Genomic DNA, 20,901 nt, shown 5'->3' with positions numbered 1-20,901 from the left:
TTTATGCAGGCTGCATGGGGAGTATCGCAGCAGGCGGGGCAACTGAAAAGGGAGGAGAATATATGGGGCAGAAACTTGCCAAGGCGGTTCTTGCAGGGCTCGTCCTCCTGCATGCCGGGCTGCTTATATGGGCACTGATGGGCACGGCGGAACTCCTGCTCGGCGACGTGCCATGGACCCCCATCACCAATCCGCTGTTCCCGCCGCTCATGCTGATCGGGCACTGGCTCTCCGTGCTGTACACGTCCATCGTCTTTCTGCTCGGCACTTTCTATCGCTGGCCGCTTACACCGCCTGCCACCGTCGCAGGCTATGGCGCCATGGCGCTGGTCTGCCTGATCGAGACGACACAGTTTCTCGTTCATGACGGGCGCTGGCTTGCCATGGCGCTGGAATATGCGGCCTATATCGCGATCACGCTCTTTCTCTTCGGCTCGGCCACGATGCGGGAGTATTTCGGACGGACGGCGAGTGCCTGAGATACGCCTCAGGTCTTCGTGCGCAGGTGATAGGATTTCGGCCGCGTCAGCGCTTCATAGCCGAAGGGCGAGAGCGTGCAGCCATGGCCTGAGTCTCTGACGCCCGTCCAGGCGAGATAAGGATCGAGATAATCGCACCGGTTCATGAAAACCGTGCCGGTCTCGATACCGTCGCCGAGCCGGATGGCGGCTTCTTCGTCTTCCGTCCAGATGGAGGCGGTGAGCCCGTAAGGGCTGTCATTCATCAGCTGCAGCGCGTCTTCATCGGAGGCGACTTTCATGATGCCGACGGCGGGCCCGAAGGTCTCATCCCGCATCAGGCTCATCTTGTGCGTGACATCCGTCAGCACATGCGGGGAAAGATAGGCGGTGCCGGGGCGGGAAGCGGGAAATTCCGCCTCGTCGATCAGCGAGCGCGCACCGGCACGGACCGCGTCCGTGATCTGCCCGCGCACGAATTCCGCCGCCCCCGGCCGCACCATGGGCCCGAGCGTCGTTTCCGGGTCCAGCGGATCGCCCAGCACATATTGGCGGGTCAGGCTTTCGAAGGCGTCGATGAAGTCGCCATAGAGTTTTTCATGCACATAAATGCGCTCGATGCCGCAGCAGGATTGGCCGGAATTGAAAAAGGCGCCGTCCACCAGCCCTTCCACCGCATGGATAAGGTTTGCATCGGCGCGCACATAGGCCGGGTCCTTGCCGCCAAGCTCGAGCCCCACACCGATGAAGCGCCCCGTCGCGGCCCGCTCGATGGCCGCGCCCCCGCTCACCGAGCCGGTAAAGGCGACATAATTCACATCCGGATGGGCGACGGCCTTGGCCGCCGTCACATGGTCCATATGGACGATCTGGAAGATGCCGTCCGGCGCGCCCGCTTTTTCCATGGCAAGCGCCAGGCGCTCGGCGCAAAGCGGTGTCTGGTGGGACATTTTCAGCACCACTGTATTGCCCGCCATGAGCGCAGGGACAATGGAATTGACGGCGATGAGATAAGGATAGTTCCAGGCAGAAATGGTGAGCACAACGCCCAGCGGCTCGCGTTTGATATAGCGTGTAAAGCCTTCCTTGGCGGAGGGCACGTAAGGAGAGAGCGCTTCTTTCGCAAGCACTATCATCGCCCGCGCGCGCTCCTCGAAACCTGCCACCTCGCCAGCGCCGAACGCGACAGGCCGGCCCATCTGCCAGGCAAGTTCGGGCACGATCTCGTCTTTCATCGCGCAAAAGGCATCGACGAAGCGCGTGCAAAGATGCGCGCGTTCCTCCAGCGGCACTTTCGCCCAGGCCTGCTGGGCTTTCTTGGCCGAGTGAAGCAGAGCAATGACGGCGCGCTCATCCGCCAGCTCCCGCTCGGCGTAAAGCGACCCATCGACAGGGGATATGACTTCGAGCTTCTTCGTCATCCGCGTTCGAACCCTCGCACCAGCTCCCAGTCTGTTATACGGCGCTCATACTCATATTGTTCCCAGCGTCCGGTATGAAGGTAATGCTCGATCACCTCGTCGCCGAAGGCAGCGCGCAGCATTTTTGAGCCCTCCAGCGCGCTCAGCGCATCGCGCAAATTGCGGGGGAGGGAGGGAATACCTTCCTTCGTGTATGCATCACCCTGAAATTCATCACCTAGCTCCAGCCCTCGTTCGATGCCGTCGAGCCCGGCGGCAAGAATGGCCGCATAGGCAAGATAGGGATTAAGGTCCGCGCCGCCCACGCGCGTTTCCACCCGCGTGCCGGCCCCGTGCCCCAAAACGCGCAGCGCCGCCGTTCTATTGTCCCGGCTCCAGACGGCATTGGTCGGCGCGAAGGAGAGATTGGCGAAGCGCTTGTAGGAATTGACGTAAGGGGCGAGGAAATAGCTGATCTCCTGCAGCGCGCTCAGCTGGCCCGCAATGAACTGTTTGAAGAGCGGTGTCATCTCGCCGTCCTTTTCAGGTTTGAAAAGCGGCGTGTCGTTTTTTGCATCCCAGAGCGAGGAATGGATATGGCAGGAATTGCCCGCCAGATCGTAATGCCATTTCGCCATGAAGGTGACGGACTTGCCGTGCAGATGGGCGATTTCCTTGATGCCGTTTTTTAGGATCACATGCCGGTCCGCCATGTCGAGCGCTTCGGCATAGCGCACATTGACTTCTTCCTGGCCCGGCCCCCATTCGCCTTTCGAGTTTTCGACGGGAATGCCTGCGCCTTCCAGCCCGTTGCGGATGGCGCGCATCACGCCTTCTTCCTTCGACGTCTGGAAGACGTGATAATCCTCGATATACCAGGAGGCGGTTTGCAGGTCGTGGTAGCGCTTTTCATGCGCCTCGCGGTAGCTGTCGTCGAAGAGAAAGAACTCAAGCTCCGAGGCCATTTTGGCCGTCATGCCTTTTTCGGCCAGACGCTTCAGCTGCTTCTTGAGGATGGCGCGCGGCGCGGTGGGAATATCCTCGCCGTTGTGATCCAGCGTGTCGCAGATCACCAGTGCCGTGCAGGGCAGCCAGGGAATGCGCCGCAAGGTGGAAAGATCCGGCTTCAGCGCAAAGTCGCCATAGCCTTTCTCCCAGCTTGCCGAGCGGTAGCCGGGCACCGGCTCCATATCCATGTCGACGGTGAGCAGGTAATTGCAGCTATGGGATTCCTTGATGGCGCTATCGAGGAAGAAGCTGCCCGTCATGCGTTTGCCGACCAGCCGGCCCTGCATATCCGGCATGCAGGTAATGACCGTGTCGATCTCTCCCGAGGCGACGAGATCGGACAATTGATCGACGCTGAGCATTCCCCGCATGACCCCTCCTGATCCGCCTCTATGGAAGGCGGCGCTAGTTCTTGCCGCTGCCCGATGCGGTGTTGCAGCAGCCGGCATAGAACGGCCCGCCGCTGATGGTGATGAATGTTTCGTATGGAAAGATGATGTCGGACATGCCGTCCGAACATTGATTGGTACGCCGCACGATGATGGAGACGGGCTTGTTCCCGGCTTCCGTGCGCGCATCGATCGCCCAGGCGGTGGACATTTGCGGTGATTGGCGGGCCGGGGAAAGATCGATCTTCAAGGGCCCGTCGGCGAGCGAATCGAGCACCGTCTCCCGGCCTTTCAAAAGCATCCCCCAAAAAGGTTCGGTGCCTGCGCAGCTCAAGGGTTCCAGAAAAACGCTGGTGCCGGAGGTGCTGCCGGTGATTTCAGGGTCCGGTGTGATCTGGCGCGGCGCGCCCGCTGTTTGCGCCCGGTCGCGCACAAGAAAGTGACTGTTCACCCAGCCCGTCACATCGCGGTACATGATTTCCCGCCAGATGTAATCGCCGCGCTTGGCGGTGCGGCCCGTCGCCTCGATGCCCCGCGCATCCGGCGGAATGGCGCCGACTTTTGCCGCATAAGGATCGGGCACGATGCGCATGTTCAAAACATCGTCGCTTTCCACCCGCACCACGCGGAAATGGGCTTTCTGCTCATCTGCTTCTGCCGCCTGGGCAACGGGAACGGTAAAGGCGGTAAGTCCCGCGCAAAGGGCAAAGAGAAACCCTGTAAGAAAACCCGCAATCTGGCGGCGCATCATCATGACAAACAAATCCGGTTCCATTTCGGCGGCGGTGAATCGCCTGCGCTGTTTCAGTTTAACGGCTGGCAGGCCCCCAGCAAGCAGCGCCTGCATTTGCGCTTCGATGTCCCAGTATCGCCGCTTTTAAAGAAGCGGGGATAAGTGCCGGGCCAAATGTCGGCCGGCGGCTGGGAATGGGAGTTTCCTGCGGCTTGCCCCTCCTGCGCGGCGGTGTCCCGCGCGCGTGATGCCGGTTGACTTGCCAAATGGGTCACAACAAACTCCGCCGCCCGTGGCAGTATCGGGGTTATGAGTCGGGGTAAGGGTATGATGGACGGGCAAAGCGGCACGCTGGAAATGGCGGCGCAGGAGACGCGGGACGGCGGGTCCGCCGAAACGGGGGAGAGAGGCCGCATGCAGGGCGAGCAGGGGCCAGGCGAATCTCAGACGGGAAGCGGGCGCGGCCGCCGCGCGCATGTCATCGTGCTCGGCAACGAAAAAGGCGGCTCGGGTAAGACCACCAGCGCCATGCATGTCATTGCCGTTCTGCTGCAGGAAGGCTTCCGCGTCGCCTCCATGGATCTCGACAGCCGCCAGCGTTCCTTGAGCCGCTATGTGGAAAACCGTGCGGCCTGGTCGCAGTCTAACGGCGTGCGCCTTGCCATGCCCGATCATCAGGTGATCGAGCTTTCCCAGAAAGAAACCGTCGCCGAGCGTCAGGAAGATGAGCGGGAGCGTTTTCAGGCCGGTCTTGCCCGCGCTTCCGCCGCCCATGATTTCGTGGTGATCGATTGTCCGGGCTCGGATTCTTTTCTCTCCCGGCTCGGCCATGCGGTGGCCGATACGCTCATCACGCCGATGAATGACAGTTTCGTCGATTTCGATCTGCTGGCCCGTGTCGACCCGCAAACCTATGAGATAAAGGGCCCCAGCGTTTATTCGGAAATGGTCTGGGAAAGCCGTAAACGCCGCGCCATGGCCGATGGCGGCAGCATCGACTGGGTGGTGATGCGCAACAGGCTGTCCATGCTGGATGCCAAGAACAAGCGCCGCCTCGAAGGCGTACTCGAAACTTTGGCGGACCGGATCGGCTTCCGCCTCGCGCCCGGTTTCGGCGAGCGGGTGATCTTCCGTGAGATGTTTCCCTCCGGTCTTACGCTGCTCGACTTGAAAGAGGGGGGCGCCTGGTCCATGTCGCATGTGGCGGCGCGCGCCGAAGTGCGCCAGCTTATCGAGACGCTGGACCTGCCTCTGACCGAAATGGCAGGAGAAGGCTAGCAGGCCTCTGAATGAGGCGCCGGGCCACCATAACGCGAAAGGACACTGGATGATCTGGTTCGTTCTGGGCGGGGTGCTGCTGGCCGGGCTTTTATGGTTTCTCTACAGACTTGCCTATGCCGATAGTGCGCGTGTTGTCAGCCGGGCGCGCACCCTTGGCGCGGCGGCGGCCATTATCGTCGGGCTCGGCCTTGCGCTGACCGGCCGTATCGGCCTGGCTGTCGTGCTGTTCGGCGCGGCGGCGGGGCTTCTCGGCTTTGGCGGCTTCGGGCCGTTTGGTCAGCTCGGCGGTAATGCTTCCGGCGGTGCTGCCGGCGGCATGGGGGGCAGGCCCCCGCAGCCGGGTCAGATGAGCCGGGCGGAGGCGCTGGAAGTACTCGGCCTTCGAGAAGGCGCCTCGGCAGATGAGATCAAACAGGCGCACCGCAAATTGCTCGGCAAGGTCCATCCCGACAGGGAAGGGACCACCTATCTCGCCTCGAAGATCAATGAGGCAAAAGACGTGCTTCTCAAGAAATAGGCTTAACCGTTATTGGGCGCGCGGCGCGCGGAAGCCGCGGACCAGCCGGACGGCGGCAGCGCAATGCAGCTGATATTCACGCGGGCAAGCTGGCCGCAGGCATTGCGCGCGGTCAGCTCGTCAAAGCCGCCGAAGCGCGAGCGGTAAAGCGTGGTATCGCCCGTCATCACCGGCACCGTTACCGGCACGGCATTGGAAAGCTCGCCGGGCGCGGCCTGCATGGCCTCGCGAATGCGGTCCACGGCCTGCGCCGGATCGCGGTAGGCGCCGATCTGGATGACCCAGCTTTCCGGCGGGAAGAGCGAGCCCACCAGCGAGGGCTGTTTCTTGGGCGGCGGCGGCAGGGCGACATTGCGCGTGCTGCCTGTTGCGCCGGTATTTCCGCCATGGGCGTGAGCGGGCGGGGCGATCAGATTGCCGACTTTCTCAAGCGGCTCGGCGGCTTCGCGCAGAGCGGCCTTGGCAAGGCGCGCGGCCGGGCTTTCGACTTGGCTGGGCGTAGCGCTCGGCACAGCAGGCTCGCTCAGCGAGGCGCGGCGCAGCGGCAGTTCCTCTTCGGCCGGCGGCTCGAGCGGCAGGAATTCGGTATTCGTAAATTGCGCGCCGCGGCCGGATGTGCTGCCCAGATCGAGCGAGGCCATCAGCGCGGGGTCCGATGTGTCGGGCAGATTGGCGGCGAAGGTCACCGGTGGCTTTTCGATAGGCAGCGGCGCTTTCACCATCAAGGTGCTCGGATTGCCCGGCCGCACCCGGTCCCAGGCATCGTCCAGAATTTCCACCATGTGATTGTCGCGGGTGCGCGCTTTGCGCCCGCCCATGACAACGCCGATGAGGTATTTGCCGTCCCGCTCGACGGCGGCGGTCAGGTTGAAGCCGGAAGCGCGGGTATAGCCCGTCTTGATGCCGACCGTGCCGCCATATTTACCCAGCAGATTGTTGTGGTTGGAATAGTTCCGCCCGTGCCAGGAAAAGCGCTCGGTCGAGAAATAGGTGTAATATTCGGGGAAATCCTCGCGGATCCGCTGGCCGAGCTTTGCCATGTCGCGGGCGGTGGTTTTCTGGCGCGTGTTGGGCAGGCCCGAGGCATTCATGAAACGGGTGCGGCGCATGCCGAGCTCGCGCGCTTTCGCCGTCATCTTGCGGGCAAAGGCGCTTTCGGTGCCGCCGATATGTTCGGCCACCACGGTTGCCACGTCATTGGCGGATTTCGTGACCAGCGCCTTGATCGCATCGTCGACGCGGATGTACTGACCGGCTTTGAGGCCCAGCTTCGAAGGGGCCTGGCCTTGCGCGCGGCGTGAGACTTTCATGCGCGTGTCGAGCGAGAGCCGGCCGGCTTCCAGCTCTTCGAAAACCATATAGAGGGTCATGATTTTGGTGAGCGAGGCAGGGTAACGGGCATTATCCGCGTTCCGGGAGAACACGACTTTCCCCGTGTAGCCGTCGATGACGATGGCCGCATATTTACTGTTGGCGTGCGCGGCAGGCGCAAAGAAGAGGCTCAGCGCCAGAAGGGCTGCGCTGACAATCCCCCAATAAGACAACCCGGACGCACTGATTCGCGCTTTCCCCCACATGGAAACCCGCTCAGTTACAAAAACCCCTGATCCCTGCATCACAGTACTGTCAGTTTGTGTAAAATCCAAGATGCCGCAGAAAAAATCCTGCAATTTCTGCACCGTTTCCAGCGGCTACATTAGGGGAGGCGTCATTACCCTTTCGTTAAGGTAAAAATTTGCCTCAAACTTTATTCGCATTCTGGTGAAGGTTTTTCCGAACGGGGCTTTGCGGCGGGGTGCCGGCGGGGCATTTGCCCGGTGCTCATCTTGACCGCTTGTCCAGGCGGGCCGGTCCATGGCAGGCTTGCAAGGTGAATTTGCAAGGTTTGCGCGGCTTTCCGGGACCCTTCGCGCGCATCCCGGCTCTTTCATTAGGTTGAATTTTTCCTATGTAATAGAGGCAGGGGAATTCCGGTCCGGTGGTTTTACAGTCAGTTATACGGGAACGTCACGCTAAGATGTTGATTAAGAAAGATATTTCGGAAGTGACGGAGCATCCGGCAGGTATGGGCCTGCATTTGGACGCCTCTCTTTCGCCTTGGCGCCTCTCGGAAGATGGCGACGGCGAGGATATTGGCGGCCAGGGCGGCACCGGCACGGGCGTCATAACTAAGACCAAGCCCAAGACGCAGAAGCCCTCCATGTACAAGGTGCTGCTGCTTAACGACGATTACACGCCCATGGAATTCGTCGTTCATATCCTGGAGCGGTTTTTCAACAAGGGCCCGGAAGAGGCCGCGCAGATCATGCTGCATGTGCACCAGCACGGCGTCGGCATCTGCGGTGTCTATACGTATGAAGTCGCCGAGACCAAAGTGACGCAAGTCGTCGATTTTTCACGCCAACATCAACACCCGTTGCAGTGTACGATGGAACGGGATTAGCGCTGCCGAGACAAAAAGGTTGAGGAGAGAGGGACGCGCTTTCAAACGGTAACATTCAGATAGCAGGAACAAACACGTGCCATCATTGTCCCGTAGTCTCGAAGAAGGTCTTCACAGAGCGTTGGCTTTGGCTAATGAGCGAAAGCACGAATACGCCACGCTTGAACACCTGTTGCTGGCCTTGATCGATGATCGGGACTCGGCAGCGGTCATGCGCGCCTGCAATGTGGATCTGGAACATTTGCGCCAGCAGCTTGTCCAATATGTGGACAATGAGCTGCAGAGCCTGATCATCGACGATGGTGAAGAAGCCAAGCCGACGGCAGGGTTCCAGCGCGTCATCCAGCGCGCCGTCATTCACGTTCAATCCTCCGGCCGCGAAGAAGTGACGGGCGCCAATGTGCTCGTCGCCATGTTCGCCGAGCGCGAAAGCCATGCCGCCTACTTCCTGCAAGAGCAGGATATGACGCGCTATGACGCGGTGAATTACATCAGCCACGGCATCGCCAAGCGCGCCGATATGAACGAGGCGCGCCCCGTGCGCGGCGTCGAAGAAGAGGCGGTGACGGAAGAGGGCGGCGCGAAAGGCACGACGGAAGCGCTTGAAGCCTATTGTGTCAATCTCAACGAGAAGGCGGAGAAGGGCAAGATCGACCCCTTGATCGGGCGCGACAAGGAAGTCGAGCGCACGATCCAGATTCTCTGCCGCCGCCAGAAGAACAATCCGCTGTTCGTCGGCGATCCGGGCGTCGGCAAGACGGCGATTGCCGAAGGTCTTGCCCGCAAGATCGTCAATGGCGAGGTGCCGGACGTTCTGAAAGACGCCACGATCTTTTCGCTCGATATGGGCACGCTGCTGGCCGGTACGCGCTACCGCGGCGATTTCGAAGAACGCATCAAGGCAGTCATCAAGGAGCTTGAGGATTATCCGGGCGCGGTGATGTTCATCGACGAAATCCACACCGTCATCGGCGCCGGCGCGACGAGTGGCGGGGCGATGGATGCCTCGAACCTGCTCAAGCCCGCGCTTGCCAGCGGTACGCTGCGCTGCATCGGTTCGACCACCTATAAGGAATACCGTCAGCACTTCGAAAAGGACCGCGCGCTGGTGCGCCGTTTCCAGAAGATCGACGTGACCGAGCCGTCGGTGCCCGACACGATCAAGATTCTGAAAGGGCTCAAGCCTTATTTCGAGGAATTCCACGGGCTGCGCTACACCAATGAAGCGGTGAAGTCGGCGGTGGAACTGTCGTCTAAATATATGGCGGACCGCAAATTGCCGGACAAAGCCATCGACGTGATCGACGAGGCCGGCGCTCGGCAGATGATCCTGCCGGAATCGCGGCGCAAGAAGACCATCGGTGTGAAGGAGATCGAGGAAGTCATCGCCACGATGGCGCGCATTCCGCCGAAATCCGTTTCCAAGAGCGACACGGAAAAGCTGCGCGATCTCGGCAACGAGCTCAAGCGTGTGGTTTTCGGCCAGAACGAGGCGATCGATGCGCTTGCCTCCGCGATCAAACTGTCGCGGGCGGGCCTGCGCGAGCCGGAAAAGCCGATCGGGTCTTATCTCTTCTCCGGTCCCACCGGCGTCGGCAAGACCGAGGTTGCCCGTCAGCTCGCCAGCATCATGGGCGTCGAGCTTTTACGTTTCGACATGTCCGAATATATGGAGCGGCACACGGTGTCGCGTCTCATTGGTGCGCCGCCCGGCTATGTCGGCTTCGATCAGGGCGGGCTTTTGACCGACGGTGTCGATCAGCATCCGCACTGTGTGCTCCTGCTCGATGAGATCGAGAAGGCGCATCCGGATCTCTTCAACATCCTCCTGCAGGTGATGGATCACGGCAAGCTTACCGACCATAACGGCAAGCAGATCGACTTCCGCAATGTGGTGTTGATCATGACCACCAATGCGGGCGCCAGCGACATGGCGAAAGAGCCGATCGGCTTTGGCCGTATCAAGCGGGAAGGCGAAGACGAGGAAGCGGTGAAGAAGCTCTTCACGCCCGAATTCCGCAACCGCCTCGATGCGGTGATCCCCTTCGGCAATCTGCCCGAAGAGGTTATCGCCCGCGTGGTCGAGAAGTTCGTCATGCAGCTTGAGGCGCAGCTGGCCGACCGTCACATCACCATCGAGCTGACGCCGGAAGCGACACGCTGGCTCGTCGGCCATGGCTATGACCAGCAGATGGGCGCGCGGCCCATGTCCCGCGTCATTCAGGAGCACATCAAGAAACCGCTGGCGGATGAAGTGCTGTTTGGTGAGCTGAAACATGGCGGCGTCGTGCGCGTCATCGTCAAGAACGATGCGCTCAGCTTTGAATTCGAAGCGGCGCCCCCGCCGAAAAAACGCTCGCAGAAAAACGGCAAAGGCTCCGGCCCGAAAAAGCCGGGTGGGGATGGCGGCGATAGCGGTAATTCGCCGGGCGGCGGCTCGTCCGTTCCCAAAGTGCCGCTGATGGTTGAATAACGAAAGGCCGCCCCATGGGGCGGCCTTTTCTTTTCGCTAGATGGGCTGCTTATTTCGGCTCGATTGCCTTGATGCACATATAGCCCCGGCTGCCGGCCTTGTATTCATCCAGCGCCGCGCCTTCGAGTTTTGCCGGAACGGATTTTGCGATTTCCGCTTCACAGGCTTCCTTCGTTTCAAACGTGCCCGCATCCGTTATGACGTATACATCCGGCCCGGCGAGCAGGTGCAAGGTAACGGCAACGATTGCCCACATGTCTCATCCCCCATATTTCACAAAGACGCGGCATGGTACTGTGCCGGGCCGATTTGACAACACGGAAACGTGATGAATTGGCTCTAAGGTCTTCGCATTTTATCTCCAAGGGAATTGTCCGGGACGCTTGCAGGGGCAAGCGTGAATGCTGTTAAGTGATGCCACCTGAAGGCGGACATAAGAACCGCCGCGACTATGAAGGAGAACAGGGATGCTGGGTTATTTAATGATTGGGACGAACGACCTGGACAAAGCGGTGGCTTTTTACGAGCAGCTTGTGCCGCTGGTGGGCGCCAAGCAGGCCGCGACCGATCCGGGCCGTTTTGTGATGTGGGGCAATGGCAATGGCGCGATGCTCGCCGTGACGAAACCCCATGACGGCAACCCCGCCACGGTCGGCAACGGTGTGATGCCCGCAATCGCCGCACCGTCCAAGGAAGTAGTGGACCAGTTCCATGCCAAGGCGCTGGAGCTTGGCGCGACGAATGAAGGCGATCCCGGCCCGCGCACGGATAATTTCTACGGCGGTTATTTCCGCGATCTCGACGGCAACAAGCTGGTGGTTTTCCACCTCGGCTAAGCCGTGAGGCGATAAGCTAAAAGAAAGGCGGGCCCCTTGCCGGGTCTCGCCTTTTTCATTGTCTGAAAGCGCGCCTATTGCGGCGTGAGTTTGTAAAGCGCCGCTTCCATGTCGGAAGTGAAATAAACCGCGCCGTCCTTGGCAACGGCAACACCGGTCGGCACGTTGAGCGGCAGCACGTCCCCCTCAAACCCGAAGCCGATGGGCAGGTCTTCGGCGATGACGATCTTCTCGGACGTCGACAAATCGATGCGGCTGATCCGGCGCGCGCCGACTTCGGCCACATAGAGATTGCCTTCCGCATCGATGTCGAACCCTTCCGGCCCTTCGAGACCTTCGGCCACGGGCATCAGCGCACCGGTTTCAAGATCGAGCACGGAGATGCGTCCCGCCAGCTGCTCGCTCAAATAGACCCGTCCGTCGGGCGCCTGCATGAGATTGGCGGGGCCTTGGAGGCCGGTGAGGAAATCCGTGCGGTTTTTCCAATCGTCCGCCGCGACTTTCACCAGCGCGCCGCGGCCATATTCGGCGACGAGCAGACCGCCATCTGCCAGGGGCAGGGCATCGGTCGGCGTATTGAAACCGTGATGGGGACCCGGCAGTTCCGCCGCGCCAACGTCGAATGCCTGCACGGCGCCGGCCGACCAGCCGGCAACCGCGATGCGCCCATGAGCCTCGGCAACGGAAATCGGATAATCGACATTGGAGCCGAAAACGCGGCCCACTTCGCTGACGCTGCCATCGGCAAGGTCGACCTTGCGCAGCGCGAAAACATCGCCAACGTAGAGCGCTTCGCGGCCGTCTTCCTCCACTAGCTCAAGATCGGCGGCGACCGCAAGTTTGCCTTTGACGAGCGGGGTGCTTTCCCCCGTCTCAGTGTCGATTTCGATGATGGCATTATCCGCCATATTGGTGATGAAAAGCCGGTCGTCCGAAGTGATCGCCAGATTGTCGATGGCGGCATCGACATCGGCGACTTTCATGCGGGTGCCATCGTCGATATCGACTTTATAGACCGCGCCTTCCGCCGTATCGACGGCCCAGAGATTACCTCTGGAATCGAAATTGACGGCGGCGGGTGTTTTAAAGCCCGTTGCCACGGTTTCCAGCGTGGCTTCATCCACATCGACGCGGACGATCTCGCCCTTGAACCAGAGCGGGCCGTAGAGTTTGCCGTCCGGGCCGAAATCGAAACCGTTGAGGCCCCCCATGTCTTCCATGATCTTGCGCGGCGGGGCGATGCCTTGCGGGTCGAGTTCATAAAGCGCGTCACCGAGGAAGACTTGCGTCGCAAAGAGCCGGCCTTCCATGTTCCAGGCGGTGGAGTTGAGCCCCGGCAGGTCTTCGGCAAGGGTGCGCAGCTCGCCGTCTTTCGTACGCAGATAATATTTGCCGTCGAGAAATGCGGTCCAGCCGAGCGCGCCGTCCGGGCCTTCTTCCAGATCGTCGGCCATGCCGGTGGGCGGGGCTTCATAAATGCTGACGGTGCCGGTCTCTTTATCGATCTCATAGATCGCGCGGCCAAGCACGCTGCCCGCAAGCAGTTTGCCATCGGATGTTTCGGTGATGCCGTGAATGCCGTGGAAGGCGGAGCCCGGCACGACAGTTTCAAGCGTGTAAGAGGCGGGGGCGGCGGCGGGCGCTACGCTTTCTTCTTGCGTGGCCGGCGTCTCCGTTTCCTTTGGTGCGGTTTCTTCCGCCGCTTTTTGATCGTCGCAACCTGCCAGCGCGAGCGCAGCGGCAAGGCCTGCCGCGATCTTCAGATTGTTCTTCTTGTTCATTCTCTCCCCCCCTTTATGTCTAAACCGGCGGCGCTCAGTTCAGCGCGGCTTTGATTTTTTCTGCCTGTGCTTTCAGCTCGTCCATATCCGCCATCTCGCGCGCATGCAGTTTCATGTCGATGCCGTCCCAGCGCGGGATGATATGGGTGTGGATGTGAAAGACGGTCTGTCCGGCTTCCGGGCCGTTGAGCTGCGCGATCATGATGCCCGGCGCATCCATGGCTTTTTTCACGGCGGGCGCCAGTTTCTTCACCGTGCGCGCCATGGCGGCGGCATAATCGGCGTCGAGGTCGAAAAGATTTTCGGCGGGAAATTTCGGAATGACAAGGCAGTGCCCCGGCGCCTGCGGCATGACATCCATGAAGGCATAGGTCATCTCATCATCGTAAAGCGCGATGGAGGGCATTTCTCCGCGAAGGATTTTCGCGAAGACATTGCTGTCATCATAGGCCATCGGGTTTCTCCCTTGTTCTGGCGTCAGACTAGTCCGGTTCGTTTTCCTTATCGTGCCTGAAGGGGGAGTGCTCGCCAAGCATCTCGATATCCTGATCGACATAGGCGCGCTCGCGCTCCAGATAATCGCCCACGGCCTCACGCAGGCCCGGATTGGCGATGTAATGGGCGGAATAGGTATGTTCGGGCAGATAACCGCGCGCCAACTTGTGTGCCCCTTGCGCCCCGGCTTCGACCTTTTTGAGGCCCCGCGAGATTGCAAAATCGATGGCCTGATAATAACAGCACTCGAAATGCAGGAAGGGGTGATCCTCGATGCAGCCCCAATTGCGCCCGAAAAGCGTATCCGAGCCGATGAAATTCAAGGCCCCGGCAATATAGCGCCTCTCGCGCTTTGCCATGATGAGCAGCGTGTCATCGGCCATGGTCTCGTTGATCAGGCTGAAAAACTCGCGGGTGAGGTAGGGCGTGCCCCATTTGCGCGCGCCGGTGTCCATATAGAACATGAAAAAGGCGTCCCAGTGATCTTCGGTAAGGTCCGCGCCCGTCACCCATTCGATCTCGATGCCGTTTTCCAGCGCGCGGGCCCGTTCCTTTTTCAGGTTCTTGCGTTTGCGCGAGGCAAGATCGGCGAGGAAATCGTCGAAGGCCGCGTAATTCCGGTTCGTCCAGTGGAACTGCTGATCGGTGCGCTGCAGAAGACCGATCTTGCCAAGTTCGTCCCATTGCTCCTTCGGCAGAAAGGTGAAGTGGATGGAAGAGGCCTCGAGCTGGCGGCAGACTTCCATCGCCCCCGCCAGAAGCTGTTTTTCGATATGGGCGCGCGCCGGGCCGGGGCGGGCAAGAAGCCGTCTGCCGCTGGCGGGCGTAAAAGGCACGGAGACCTGGAGCTTGGGGTAATAGCGCCCGCCTGCGCGCTCAAAAGCATCGGCCCAGCCGTAATCGAAGACATATTCGCCCCGGCTATGGTTCTTTAGATACATGGGCAGGCAGCCGGCCAGCTTGCCGCCCGGCTCTTCGATCACGAGATGATAGGGCGCCCAGCCGGTCGAGCGGGTGGCCGAGCCGCTTTCTTCCAGCGCTTTTAGAAAGGCGTGAGAGACAAAAGGATTGCGCGGCTCGCCCGGCGGGTTGGCGCAGGCGTCCCATTCCTCCGCCTTTACCTCGCTAATGGCGTGCACGACGCGGATCATGACTTGTTCTTCATCGCCCATAAGGTCCTCCGGCAAAGGAGTCTAGCGCCGCTGCGGGGGAAGGCAAATGACAGGCAGGAGTGTTCACGCGATTTCGAAGATGGCGTCGATTTCAACGGCGACATTGAAGGGCAGGTTCGCCGCGCTTACAGCCGTGCGGGCATGGCGGCCTGCTTCACCCAATACCGCAACCATGAGGTCTGAGGCGCCGTTGATCACCGCGGGCTGCTGGTCGAAATCGGGGGTGGAATTGACGAAACCGCCGAGCTTGACGCAGCGGTTGAGGCGGGACAGATCGCCCCCGCAGGCCGCTTTCGCTTGGGCCAGAATATTGATGGCGCAGAGCTTTGCCGCTTCCTGGCCCTCTTCCATGCTGAAGGCGTCGCCGACCTTGCCTTGAAACTTCAGCCCCTCGGGGGAAAGCGGCACTTGACCTGAAATGAAGAGCTGATTGCCGCTGATCACATAGGGCACGTAATTGCCCGCCGCGCCCGAAGGCGCAGGCAGCGTGATGCCGAGATCGCTCAAGCGTTTTTCGATTTCTGCTGACGTTGCCGGTCCTGCCATGATCTTTCCCGATAGTGTTTGTCCCCATGTGGGGCTTTTTTCATTGCGTTAAAGGCTGCCTCTGTGCTCGCTTCAACCTACACCGTAATTCTTATTAGCAACAGTTCCGGAGCATCATGGAGTCCATTTATCAAAGCCCGCTCACCGACGGATTTTTCCTTCCCGCCGAATGGGAGCCGCATGAACGCACCTGGATCGAGTGGCCGGCCCGCGCGGATATTTGGGGCGAGGCGCTGCCGCAAGCTCATGCCGCTTATGCAGGGCTCGTGCGGGCCATTGCCGAGTTCGAGCCGGTCAGCCTCATCGTGCGGCCGGAAGATGAGGCGACCGCGCGTTTTGCCTGCGGGCGCGACAGCGCGGTCGAACTGCATGTCATGGCGCAGGACGATGGGCGCATCCGCGACAACGGGCCGATGTTCGTGATCGACGGGATGGGCGGTGTTGCGGGTATCGACTGGCAATATGACGGGCTGGGCGGTCATTTCCGCCATATCGACAATGACCGGCGCCTGGCGGGAAAGCTGCTCGATGAGATCGGTCTGAAACGCTATGAAGGCGAGCTTGTGCTGGAAGGCGGTGCGGTCTGCGCGGACGGATCGGGCACGTTGATCGCGACGGAAGCGGTTTTGCTCGACAGCAACCGCAACCGCGAACATTCGCACCGCGAAATCGAAGAAGCGCTCGCCATGTTCTGCGGCGCCCGGCGCATCATCTGGCTGGGCGGCGGCATGGCACATGATGAAGCCGGCGGTCATGTGGATCAGGTGGCGGCTTTCACCGGGCCTGCCCGTGTTGCCGTTGCATGCGGAAGCGAGGCGGACCCCATTCAAGCCGAAGTGCTGGCCGATGCGCGCGCCCAGCTTTCAGAAGCAAAAGATGCACGGGGCAGGGCGCTGGAGATTGTCGACGTGCCGCTCACCCGCGATCTTTTTGCCGGAACCGAAGGCCATGGCACGCAGTTTTCCTATGTCGGGTTCTATCCGGTAAATGGCGGGCTGCTGGTGCCCGCTTATGGGGACGCCCATGACGCGCGGGCGCGAGATATTCTGGCGGAGCTATTTCCGGGCCGGAAAGCCGTCAGTGTGCCGGCAGGAGATCTTGCCTGGGCAGGCCGCTCCTTGCACGCGGCGGTGCTGGCGCAGCCTGCCGCTTTGGCAGACGGATAAAAGGGCGATGGATAAGGCCAGGCTTACGCGCTGGCCTTTTTCCTTTGTGCGGCGCGGGTGCGCGTGACAGCGCTCTTGCGGCGGGTAGCCGGTTTCTTGCGGGGCCGGCTCTTGTCCCGGTACATCGCCCGGTCGGCAAGATCGAGCAGTTCCATCGCGGTGGAATCCTTGTCGTAACTTGCCATGCCGATGCTGGCGCGCACTTCGATCGAGTGGCCTTCCCAAGGCACGATAAGGCCATTGAGCTTTTCATTGAGCTCGCGCGCGCGCTCTCTTGCGCGGGCATGTTCACCGCGCACGTAAAGCAGGGCGAATTCATCGCCGCCAAGCCGCGCTGCATAATCGGTGGTGCGAATATTCCGGCGCAGGAACTGGCCGATCTTGCGCAACACCGCATCGCCCGCCGCGTGGCCATAGGTGTCGTTGATCTGTTTGAATTCATCGAGATCGATAAAGGCAAGGACGCCCGTCTCGTTGTGCCGCGTGGCGCTGGCAAGATTGCGGTAGAGCATGTCCTGGAAGCCGCGCCGGTTCAAAAGGCCGGTCAGCTCATCCGTCACGGCGAGCGATTCCAGCAGTTTGACACGGGCTGAGAGCTCGCTGATGCGCTGTTCGGCTTCGGAGGCATAATCGAGCGCCCGGCGAATTACTTCTTCCGGCGTGTCCGCCCGTCCGGCATCGCGTAGCAATGCGCAGCGCATGCGCATTTCAAGCGTATCGATCACCGGGTGAATGCTTTGCCCGGTGGCGGGAGCCGCTCGTTTTGTCTCGAGCGTGGTTGTCTTATCTGCCTTGGCGAGCCCCATCGTTTTCTCCTGGCATTGCCCTTTGTCATCCCCGCCAATGCCAGCGCAAGCCATGTGCCAAATGCGAATCCCCATAAATCCAAGGGTTTAGAGGCGCTTCTTCATGTGGAAATAGGCAAAAAATTCCCCTTTTCCTGCCGGTGGGCAAGGTTGGCAGGGCAAAATGGCTCAGGGGGTAACGGGGTTTGGCGGCGCTTTTCCGGCGAAAAAGGCATCGAGATTGTCGAGGGCGCAAAAGCCCATGGCATTGCGTGTCTCGCGCGTTGCGCTGCCCAGATGCGGCAGCAAAAACGTGTTGGAAAGGCCGCGGTAGCCGGGGTGAATGTCGGGCTCGCCCGCATAAACATCGAGCCCGGCGGCGGCCACCTTGCCGCTTTGTAGGGCCGCGATCAGTGCCTCATCGTCGACAATATCGCCGCGCGCGCTGTTCACGACAATGGCGCCTTCGGGCAAGAGCGCCAGGGTGCGCGCATTGATAAGGCCGCGTGTCTGCGGGGTGGAGGCGCAATTAATGGAAAGAATGTCCGATTGGGCGAACAGCGCCTCCGGGCTTTCATGATACTGCGCGCCTTGCTCCCCGGCTTCGGAAAGGCGGCTGCGGTTGTGGTAATGGATCTCCATGCCGACGGCCCGCGCCCGGAGGGCCACGGCCTGACCGATGCGGCCCATGCCGAGTATGCCGAGCCTCTTGCCCGTCACATCCGTGCCGAGCGGGCCGCTCGGCGCCCAGTTCTGCCACGTCTTCTGGCGGATCATGGCTTCGCCCCAGCCCGCGCCGCGCGCTGCGCCCAAAAGGAGAAGGAGCGTGATATCGGCGGTGGCATGGGTGAGCACGCCGGGCGTGTTCGTCACGGTAATGCCGCGCTTTGCCGCCGCAGCGACATCGATATGGTCGTAGCCGACCGAGAAGGTGGCGATGATGCGCACGCTGCCCGGCAGGGCGTTTATCGCGGCGGCATCGAGCTTGTCCGTCACCGTCGCCAGGACCGCGTCCATGCCTTCAGCGCGGGCGGCAAGTTCCCCGGCGCTGAAAAGCCGGTCTTCCTCATTCAAAAGCGGGGCGTAATCCCGTTTCAGCCGGGCTTCCACATCGGCGGGCAATTTGCGGGTAACGAGGACGCGCGGCAAGGACATGCAAGCAGGCTTTCTTTCTGGCATAATTCGGCGGCTCGGGCGGGCCAATGACAAGATCGGCAAAAACCCGCCGCTTCGCAAGGCCGCGCATGGGAGAGGATGCAGGATGACAGTGTTTGGACGGTATTTGCGGCAAGCAGCTCTGGCTTCGGTAACCGCTTCGGCAGTGCTGGGGGCAGTGCTGGGGGCGGCATTGGTGCCGCCGGCTTTCGCCGGTAAATTTCAGCCGCACCGGGCCGTTTATGAGCTCAAGCTCGACAGTTCCCAAATGTCTGCGGACATTGCCGATCTTTCCGGGCGCATGGTGCTGGAATGGACGGGTAATGCCTGCACCGGCTACAAGCTCGCCCAGCGTCTCGTCATGCAGGTCGTGACGATGGACGATATTCGGGTGGTGCGCGATCTGCGCTTTAGAAGCTCGGAGGCGGCGGACGGGCGGAATTTTGAATTCGACTTTCAGCGTTTCATGAACGGTGAGGAAGTCGAACGCATCAAGGGCCGCGCTTCGAAAGAAGGGACACCTGCGGTGCATTTTGAAGAACCCAATGCGCCGGATCTGGCGCTTGCGCCGGAAACCGTTTTCCCGAGCGCCTTTTCCCTTGTCCTGGTGGAAACGGCGGAGGCGGGCGATACGACTTATAGCCGGCCGATTTATGAAGGCGCGGAGGTCGATACGGCTTTTCTCGCCTCGGCCTTTATCGGCAAAAGCCGGGGAGATGACGCGACGCTTGACGGCGTGAAAATGGGCGAGGAAGCGGCAAAGGACATGGCAGCGCAGGAATGGTGGCGCGTCCAGCTTTCCTATCACAATCCCTCCCGTGTGGACGGCGTGCCGGAATATCAGGTGGCCTACCATCTTTATGCAAACGGGATTTCAAGCGGGCTAACGATGGATTACATCGACTTTAAGGTCGATGCGGGGCTGAGCAGCCTCGACTATTTACCGTCCGAACCTTGCGAGCGCTGAGGCGCCTTGAAGCCGCGGCCCATCGTGATGATGCCTTTGCCGAATTTGGAGCGCATTTCATCCATCGCGCGCTCGGCTGCCGCGCGCCGCGCTGCTGTCGGATCGAGCAGGTCCGGCGGGTCGGCGAGATCGCCATCGGTGAGCGTTGCAAAGCCGACGCCCAGCAGGCGGAAGGCGGTTTTGCCGTCACACTCCTTTTTCAAGAGCGGTGAAGCGGTACGGTACAGCACTTCGGCAAGCTGGCTGGGGTCGGACAGGCGCTGATTACGGGTGCGGGTTTTAAAGTCTTTCGTCTTAAGTTTCAGCACCACGGTCTGACCGGCAAGGCCTGCCGCTTTCATGCGCGCGGATAGTTTCTCACAAAGCGGCCAGAGCCGTTTGTCGAGCTCGGCAAATGAGGAAATGTCGTTGGCGAATGTCGTTTCGGAGGAAATGCTTTTCGCTTCCCGCTCGGCGCTGACGATGCGCGCGTCCTGGCCATGGGCAAGGCGGAAAAGCCGCCGCCCCATCACGCCGTAACGGGCAAGGAGATCGTTTTCTTCGTAAGTGCGTAGTTGCTTGATGCGGGTAATGCCGTCCCGCTCCAGCTTTGCCTGCAAAGCCTTGCCGACGCCCCAGATGAGGGAGACGGGTTTTTCCGCTAGAAAGTCCAGTGCCTCCGCCTCACCGATGACCGAAAAGCCGCGCGGCTTGTCGAGGTCGGAAGCAATCTTGGCCAGAAACTTGTTGTAGCTGAGACCGACTGAGACGGTGATGCCGATTTCCGCCTCGATGCGCTTGGCGAGCTTGGCCATGGAGATGGCGGGCGGGGCTTTGTGCAGCCGCTCGGTGCCGGTGAGGTCGAGAAAGGCTTCGTCGATGGAAAGCGGTTCGACAAGCGGCGTCAGCTCGCGCATGAGTTGGCGCACTTCTTTGCCGGCCTTGGCATATTTTTCCATGTTGGGAGAAAGGACCACCGCTTCCGGGCATTTGGCCAGGGCCTTGAACATGGGCATGGCGGAGCCGACGCCTTTTGTGCGGGCGATGTAGCAAGCGGTGCTGACGACGCCGCGCTTGCCGCCGCCGATGATCAACGGCTTATCGCGCAGCTCCGGATTATCGCGCTTTTCGATGGCCGCATAAAAGGCATCGCAATCGAGATGGGCGATGGAGAGGGAGAAAATTTCCGGGTGGAAGACAAGCCGGGGCCGCCCGCAGGAGGAGCAGCGTCTCGCGCCCTCCGGCAGCACCGTGAAACAGTCCCGGCACAGCCCGGTCTCCATCTGGCTCCCTTGGTGTTTCTTTGCGGCAAGCCGC

At 60.9% G+C, this 20,901-nt stretch carries 20 protein-coding genes; 8 read left to right on the top strand and 12 right to left on the bottom strand.

Going from position 1 to position 20,901, the window contains the following annotated elements; genetic code table 11:
* The first annotated feature begins 62 nt into the window (after nt 1-62).
* Nucleotides 63-479 carry a hypothetical protein gene (locus tag ACOQOT_RS08945; protein ID WP_420558959.1) on the top strand — a complete coding sequence of 139 codons (417 nt, stop codon included), beginning with the start codon at nt 63-65 and terminating at the stop codon, nt 477-479.
* Nucleotides 480-487: 8 nt separating this feature from the next.
* On the opposite strand, the gene ACOQOT_RS08940 is transcribed toward ACOQOT_RS08945, so the two are convergent.
* From ACOQOT_RS08940 to ACOQOT_RS08930, 3 genes are read right to left on the bottom strand one after another with little or no spacing between them, the layout of a single operon-like run.
* Nucleotides 488-1,879 carry an aldehyde dehydrogenase family protein gene (locus tag ACOQOT_RS08940; protein WP_420558958.1) on the bottom strand — a complete coding sequence of 464 codons (1,392 nt, stop codon included), beginning with the start codon at nt 1,877-1,879 and terminating at the stop codon, nt 488-490.
* Nucleotides 1,876-3,237, bottom strand: a complete 1,362-nt coding sequence (locus ACOQOT_RS08935) for a glutamine synthetase family protein (protein WP_420558957.1) — start codon at nt 3,235-3,237, stop codon at nt 1,876-1,878. Before ACOQOT_RS08935 ends, ACOQOT_RS08940 begins: the two co-directional genes overlap by 4 nt.
* A 34-nt stretch (nt 3,238-3,271) precedes the next feature.
* Nucleotides 3,272-4,009: a hypothetical protein gene (locus ACOQOT_RS08930; RefSeq protein ID WP_420558956.1), complete on the bottom strand. Its 738-nt coding sequence runs from the start codon at nt 4,007-4,009 to the stop codon at nt 3,272-3,274.
* Nucleotides 4,010-4,315: 306 nt separating this feature from the next.
* Here ACOQOT_RS08930 and ACOQOT_RS08925 point away from each other — a divergent pair, with 306 nt between their 5' ends.
* Both ACOQOT_RS08925 and ACOQOT_RS08920 read left to right on the top strand, forming a co-directional pair.
* The gene (locus ACOQOT_RS08925) at nt 4,316-5,266 is read left to right on the top strand and encodes a division plane positioning ATPase MipZ (RefSeq protein ID WP_420558955.1); all 951 of its coding nucleotides are present in this window, start codon (nt 4,316-4,318) and stop codon (nt 5,264-5,266) included.
* A gap of 49 nt (nt 5,267-5,315) precedes the next feature.
* Nucleotides 5,316-5,786: a DnaJ domain-containing protein gene (locus ACOQOT_RS08920; protein WP_420558954.1), complete on the top strand. Its 471-nt coding sequence runs from the start codon at nt 5,316-5,318 to the stop codon at nt 5,784-5,786.
* Nucleotides 5,787-5,788: 2 nt separating this feature from the next.
* Here the strand turns inward: ACOQOT_RS08920 and ACOQOT_RS08915 are convergent, their stop codons facing one another.
* Nucleotides 5,789-7,363 (bottom strand): serine hydrolase, encoded by a 1,575-nt coding sequence (locus ACOQOT_RS08915; protein ID WP_420558953.1) that lies wholly within the window; start codon nt 7,361-7,363, stop codon nt 5,789-5,791.
* 488 nt (nt 7,364-7,851) lie between these two features.
* Here ACOQOT_RS08915 and clpS point away from each other — a divergent pair, with 488 nt between their 5' ends.
* Nucleotides 7,852-8,229: an ATP-dependent Clp protease adapter ClpS gene (gene clpS, locus ACOQOT_RS08910; RefSeq protein WP_420561931.1), complete on the top strand. Its 378-nt coding sequence runs from the start codon at nt 7,852-7,854 to the stop codon at nt 8,227-8,229.
* 76 nt (nt 8,230-8,305) lie between these two features.
* Nucleotides 8,306-10,702, top strand: a complete 2,397-nt coding sequence (clpA, locus tag ACOQOT_RS08905; RefSeq protein WP_420558952.1) for an ATP-dependent Clp protease ATP-binding subunit ClpA — start codon at nt 8,306-8,308, stop codon at nt 10,700-10,702.
* Nucleotides 10,703-10,751: 49 nt separating this feature from the next.
* Here clpA and ACOQOT_RS08900 read toward each other — a convergent pair whose 3' ends face one another.
* The gene (locus ACOQOT_RS08900; protein ID WP_420558951.1) at nt 10,752-10,958 is read right to left on the bottom strand and encodes a hypothetical protein; all 207 of its coding nucleotides are present in this window, start codon (nt 10,956-10,958) and stop codon (nt 10,752-10,754) included.
* Between the two features lie 211 nt (nt 10,959-11,169).
* Between ACOQOT_RS08900 and ACOQOT_RS08895 the strand changes: the two genes are divergently transcribed.
* Nucleotides 11,170-11,538 (top strand): VOC family protein, encoded by a 369-nt coding sequence (locus tag ACOQOT_RS08895; RefSeq protein ID WP_420558950.1) that lies wholly within the window; start codon nt 11,170-11,172, stop codon nt 11,536-11,538.
* A 74-nt stretch (nt 11,539-11,612) separates the two neighbouring features.
* On the opposite strand, the gene ACOQOT_RS08890 is transcribed toward ACOQOT_RS08895, so the two are convergent.
* The 4 genes from ACOQOT_RS08890 to ACOQOT_RS08875 all read right to left on the bottom strand — a co-directional run bounded on the left by ACOQOT_RS08890 (nt 11,613) and on the right by ACOQOT_RS08875 (nt 15,532).
* Complete coding sequence (locus ACOQOT_RS08890; protein WP_420558949.1) at nt 11,613-13,319, bottom strand: hypothetical protein; 1,707 nt, start codon at nt 13,317-13,319, stop codon at nt 11,613-11,615.
* 34 nt (nt 13,320-13,353) lie between these two features.
* The gene (locus tag ACOQOT_RS08885; RefSeq protein WP_420558948.1) at nt 13,354-13,773 is read right to left on the bottom strand and encodes an HIT family protein; all 420 of its coding nucleotides are present in this window, start codon (nt 13,771-13,773) and stop codon (nt 13,354-13,356) included.
* Between the two features lie 28 nt (nt 13,774-13,801).
* Nucleotides 13,802-14,986 carry a GNAT family N-acetyltransferase gene (locus ACOQOT_RS08880; protein WP_420558947.1) on the bottom strand — a complete coding sequence of 395 codons (1,185 nt, stop codon included), beginning with the start codon at nt 14,984-14,986 and terminating at the stop codon, nt 13,802-13,804.
* A gap of 63 nt (nt 14,987-15,049) precedes the next feature.
* Complete coding sequence (locus ACOQOT_RS08875; protein ID WP_420558946.1) at nt 15,050-15,532, bottom strand: RidA family protein; 483 nt, start codon at nt 15,530-15,532, stop codon at nt 15,050-15,052.
* A gap of 116 nt (nt 15,533-15,648) precedes the next feature.
* Here ACOQOT_RS08875 and ACOQOT_RS08870 point away from each other — a divergent pair, with 116 nt between their 5' ends.
* The gene (locus tag ACOQOT_RS08870; protein WP_420558945.1) at nt 15,649-16,698 is read left to right on the top strand and encodes an agmatine deiminase family protein; all 1,050 of its coding nucleotides are present in this window, start codon (nt 15,649-15,651) and stop codon (nt 16,696-16,698) included.
* A 23-nt stretch (nt 16,699-16,721) separates the two neighbouring features.
* Here the strand turns inward: ACOQOT_RS08870 and ACOQOT_RS08865 are convergent, their stop codons facing one another.
* Nucleotides 16,722-17,504, bottom strand: a complete 783-nt coding sequence (locus tag ACOQOT_RS08865; protein WP_420558944.1) for a GGDEF domain-containing protein — start codon at nt 17,502-17,504, stop codon at nt 16,722-16,724.
* A 168-nt stretch (nt 17,505-17,672) separates the two neighbouring features.
* Nucleotides 17,673-18,638, bottom strand: a complete 966-nt coding sequence (locus ACOQOT_RS08860) for a 2-hydroxyacid dehydrogenase (protein ID WP_420558943.1) — start codon at nt 18,636-18,638, stop codon at nt 17,673-17,675.
* 106 nt (nt 18,639-18,744) lie between these two features.
* On the opposite strand from ACOQOT_RS08860, the gene ACOQOT_RS08855 reads away from it, so the two are divergent.
* Nucleotides 18,745-19,605, top strand: a complete 861-nt coding sequence (locus ACOQOT_RS08855) for an EipB family protein (protein ID WP_420558942.1) — start codon at nt 18,745-18,747, stop codon at nt 19,603-19,605.
* Here the strand turns inward: ACOQOT_RS08855 and ACOQOT_RS08850 are convergent.
* Nucleotides 19,575-20,867: a DNA polymerase IV gene (locus ACOQOT_RS08850; RefSeq protein ID WP_420558941.1), complete on the bottom strand. Its 1,293-nt coding sequence runs from the start codon at nt 20,865-20,867 to the stop codon at nt 19,575-19,577. The two genes, ACOQOT_RS08855 and ACOQOT_RS08850, sit on opposite strands and share 31 nt — an antisense overlap.
* Between the last annotated feature and the right edge of the window lie 34 nt (nt 20,868-20,901).

Origin of the sequence: Tepidicaulis sp., assembly GCF_965222285.1 — a bacterium.
Taxonomy (GTDB): domain Bacteria; phylum Pseudomonadota; class Alphaproteobacteria; order Parvibaculales; family Parvibaculaceae; genus Tepidicaulis.
This window is presented reverse-complemented; position numbering and strand designations above follow the sequence as displayed.

Bases quoted from the DNA above. Each gene is read 5' to 3' on its own strand.
- ACOQOT_RS08945 (WP_420558959.1), top strand. From the start codon at position 63: ATGGGGCAGAAACTTGCCAAGGCGGTTCTTGCAGGGCTCGTCCTCCTG.
- ACOQOT_RS08940 (WP_420558958.1), bottom strand. From the start codon at position 1,879: ATGACGAAGAAGCTCGAAGTCATATCCCCTGTCGATGGGTCGCTTTAC.
- ACOQOT_RS08935 (WP_420558957.1), bottom strand. From the start codon at position 3,237: ATGCGGGGAATGCTCAGCGTCGATCAATTGTCCGATCTCGTCGCCTCG.
- ACOQOT_RS08930 (WP_420558956.1), bottom strand. From the start codon at position 4,009: ATGATGATGCGCCGCCAGATTGCGGGTTTTCTTACAGGGTTTCTCTTT.
- ACOQOT_RS08925 (WP_420558955.1), top strand. From the start codon at position 4,316: ATGATGGACGGGCAAAGCGGCACGCTGGAAATGGCGGCGCAGGAGACG.
- ACOQOT_RS08920 (WP_420558954.1), top strand. From the start codon at position 5,316: ATGATCTGGTTCGTTCTGGGCGGGGTGCTGCTGGCCGGGCTTTTATGG.
- ACOQOT_RS08915 (WP_420558953.1), bottom strand. From the start codon at position 7,363: ATGTGGGGGAAAGCGCGAATCAGTGCGTCCGGGTTGTCTTATTGGGGG.
- clpS (WP_420561931.1), top strand. From the start codon at position 7,852: ATGGGCCTGCATTTGGACGCCTCTCTTTCGCCTTGGCGCCTCTCGGAA.
- ACOQOT_RS08900 (WP_420558951.1), bottom strand. From the start codon at position 10,958: ATGTGGGCAATCGTTGCCGTTACCTTGCACCTGCTCGCCGGGCCGGAT.
- ACOQOT_RS08895 (WP_420558950.1), top strand. From the start codon at position 11,170: ATGCTGGGTTATTTAATGATTGGGACGAACGACCTGGACAAAGCGGTG.
- ACOQOT_RS08890 (WP_420558949.1), bottom strand. From the start codon at position 13,319: ATGAACAAGAAGAACAATCTGAAGATCGCGGCAGGCCTTGCCGCTGCG.
- ACOQOT_RS08885 (WP_420558948.1), bottom strand. From the start codon at position 13,773: ATGGCCTATGATGACAGCAATGTCTTCGCGAAAATCCTTCGCGGAGAA.
- ACOQOT_RS08880 (WP_420558947.1), bottom strand. From the start codon at position 14,986: ATGGGCGATGAAGAACAAGTCATGATCCGCGTCGTGCACGCCATTAGC.
- ACOQOT_RS08875 (WP_420558946.1), bottom strand. From the start codon at position 15,532: ATGGCAGGACCGGCAACGTCAGCAGAAATCGAAAAACGCTTGAGCGAT.
- ACOQOT_RS08870 (WP_420558945.1), top strand. From the start codon at position 15,649: ATGGAGTCCATTTATCAAAGCCCGCTCACCGACGGATTTTTCCTTCCC.
- ACOQOT_RS08865 (WP_420558944.1), bottom strand. From the start codon at position 17,504: ATGGGGCTCGCCAAGGCAGATAAGACAACCACGCTCGAGACAAAACGA.
- ACOQOT_RS08860 (WP_420558943.1), bottom strand. From the start codon at position 18,638: ATGTCCTTGCCGCGCGTCCTCGTTACCCGCAAATTGCCCGCCGATGTG.
- ACOQOT_RS08855 (WP_420558942.1), top strand. From the start codon at position 18,745: ATGACAGTGTTTGGACGGTATTTGCGGCAAGCAGCTCTGGCTTCGGTA.
- ACOQOT_RS08850 (WP_420558941.1), bottom strand. From the start codon at position 20,867: ATGGAGACCGGGCTGTGCCGGGACTGTTTCACGGTGCTGCCGGAGGGC.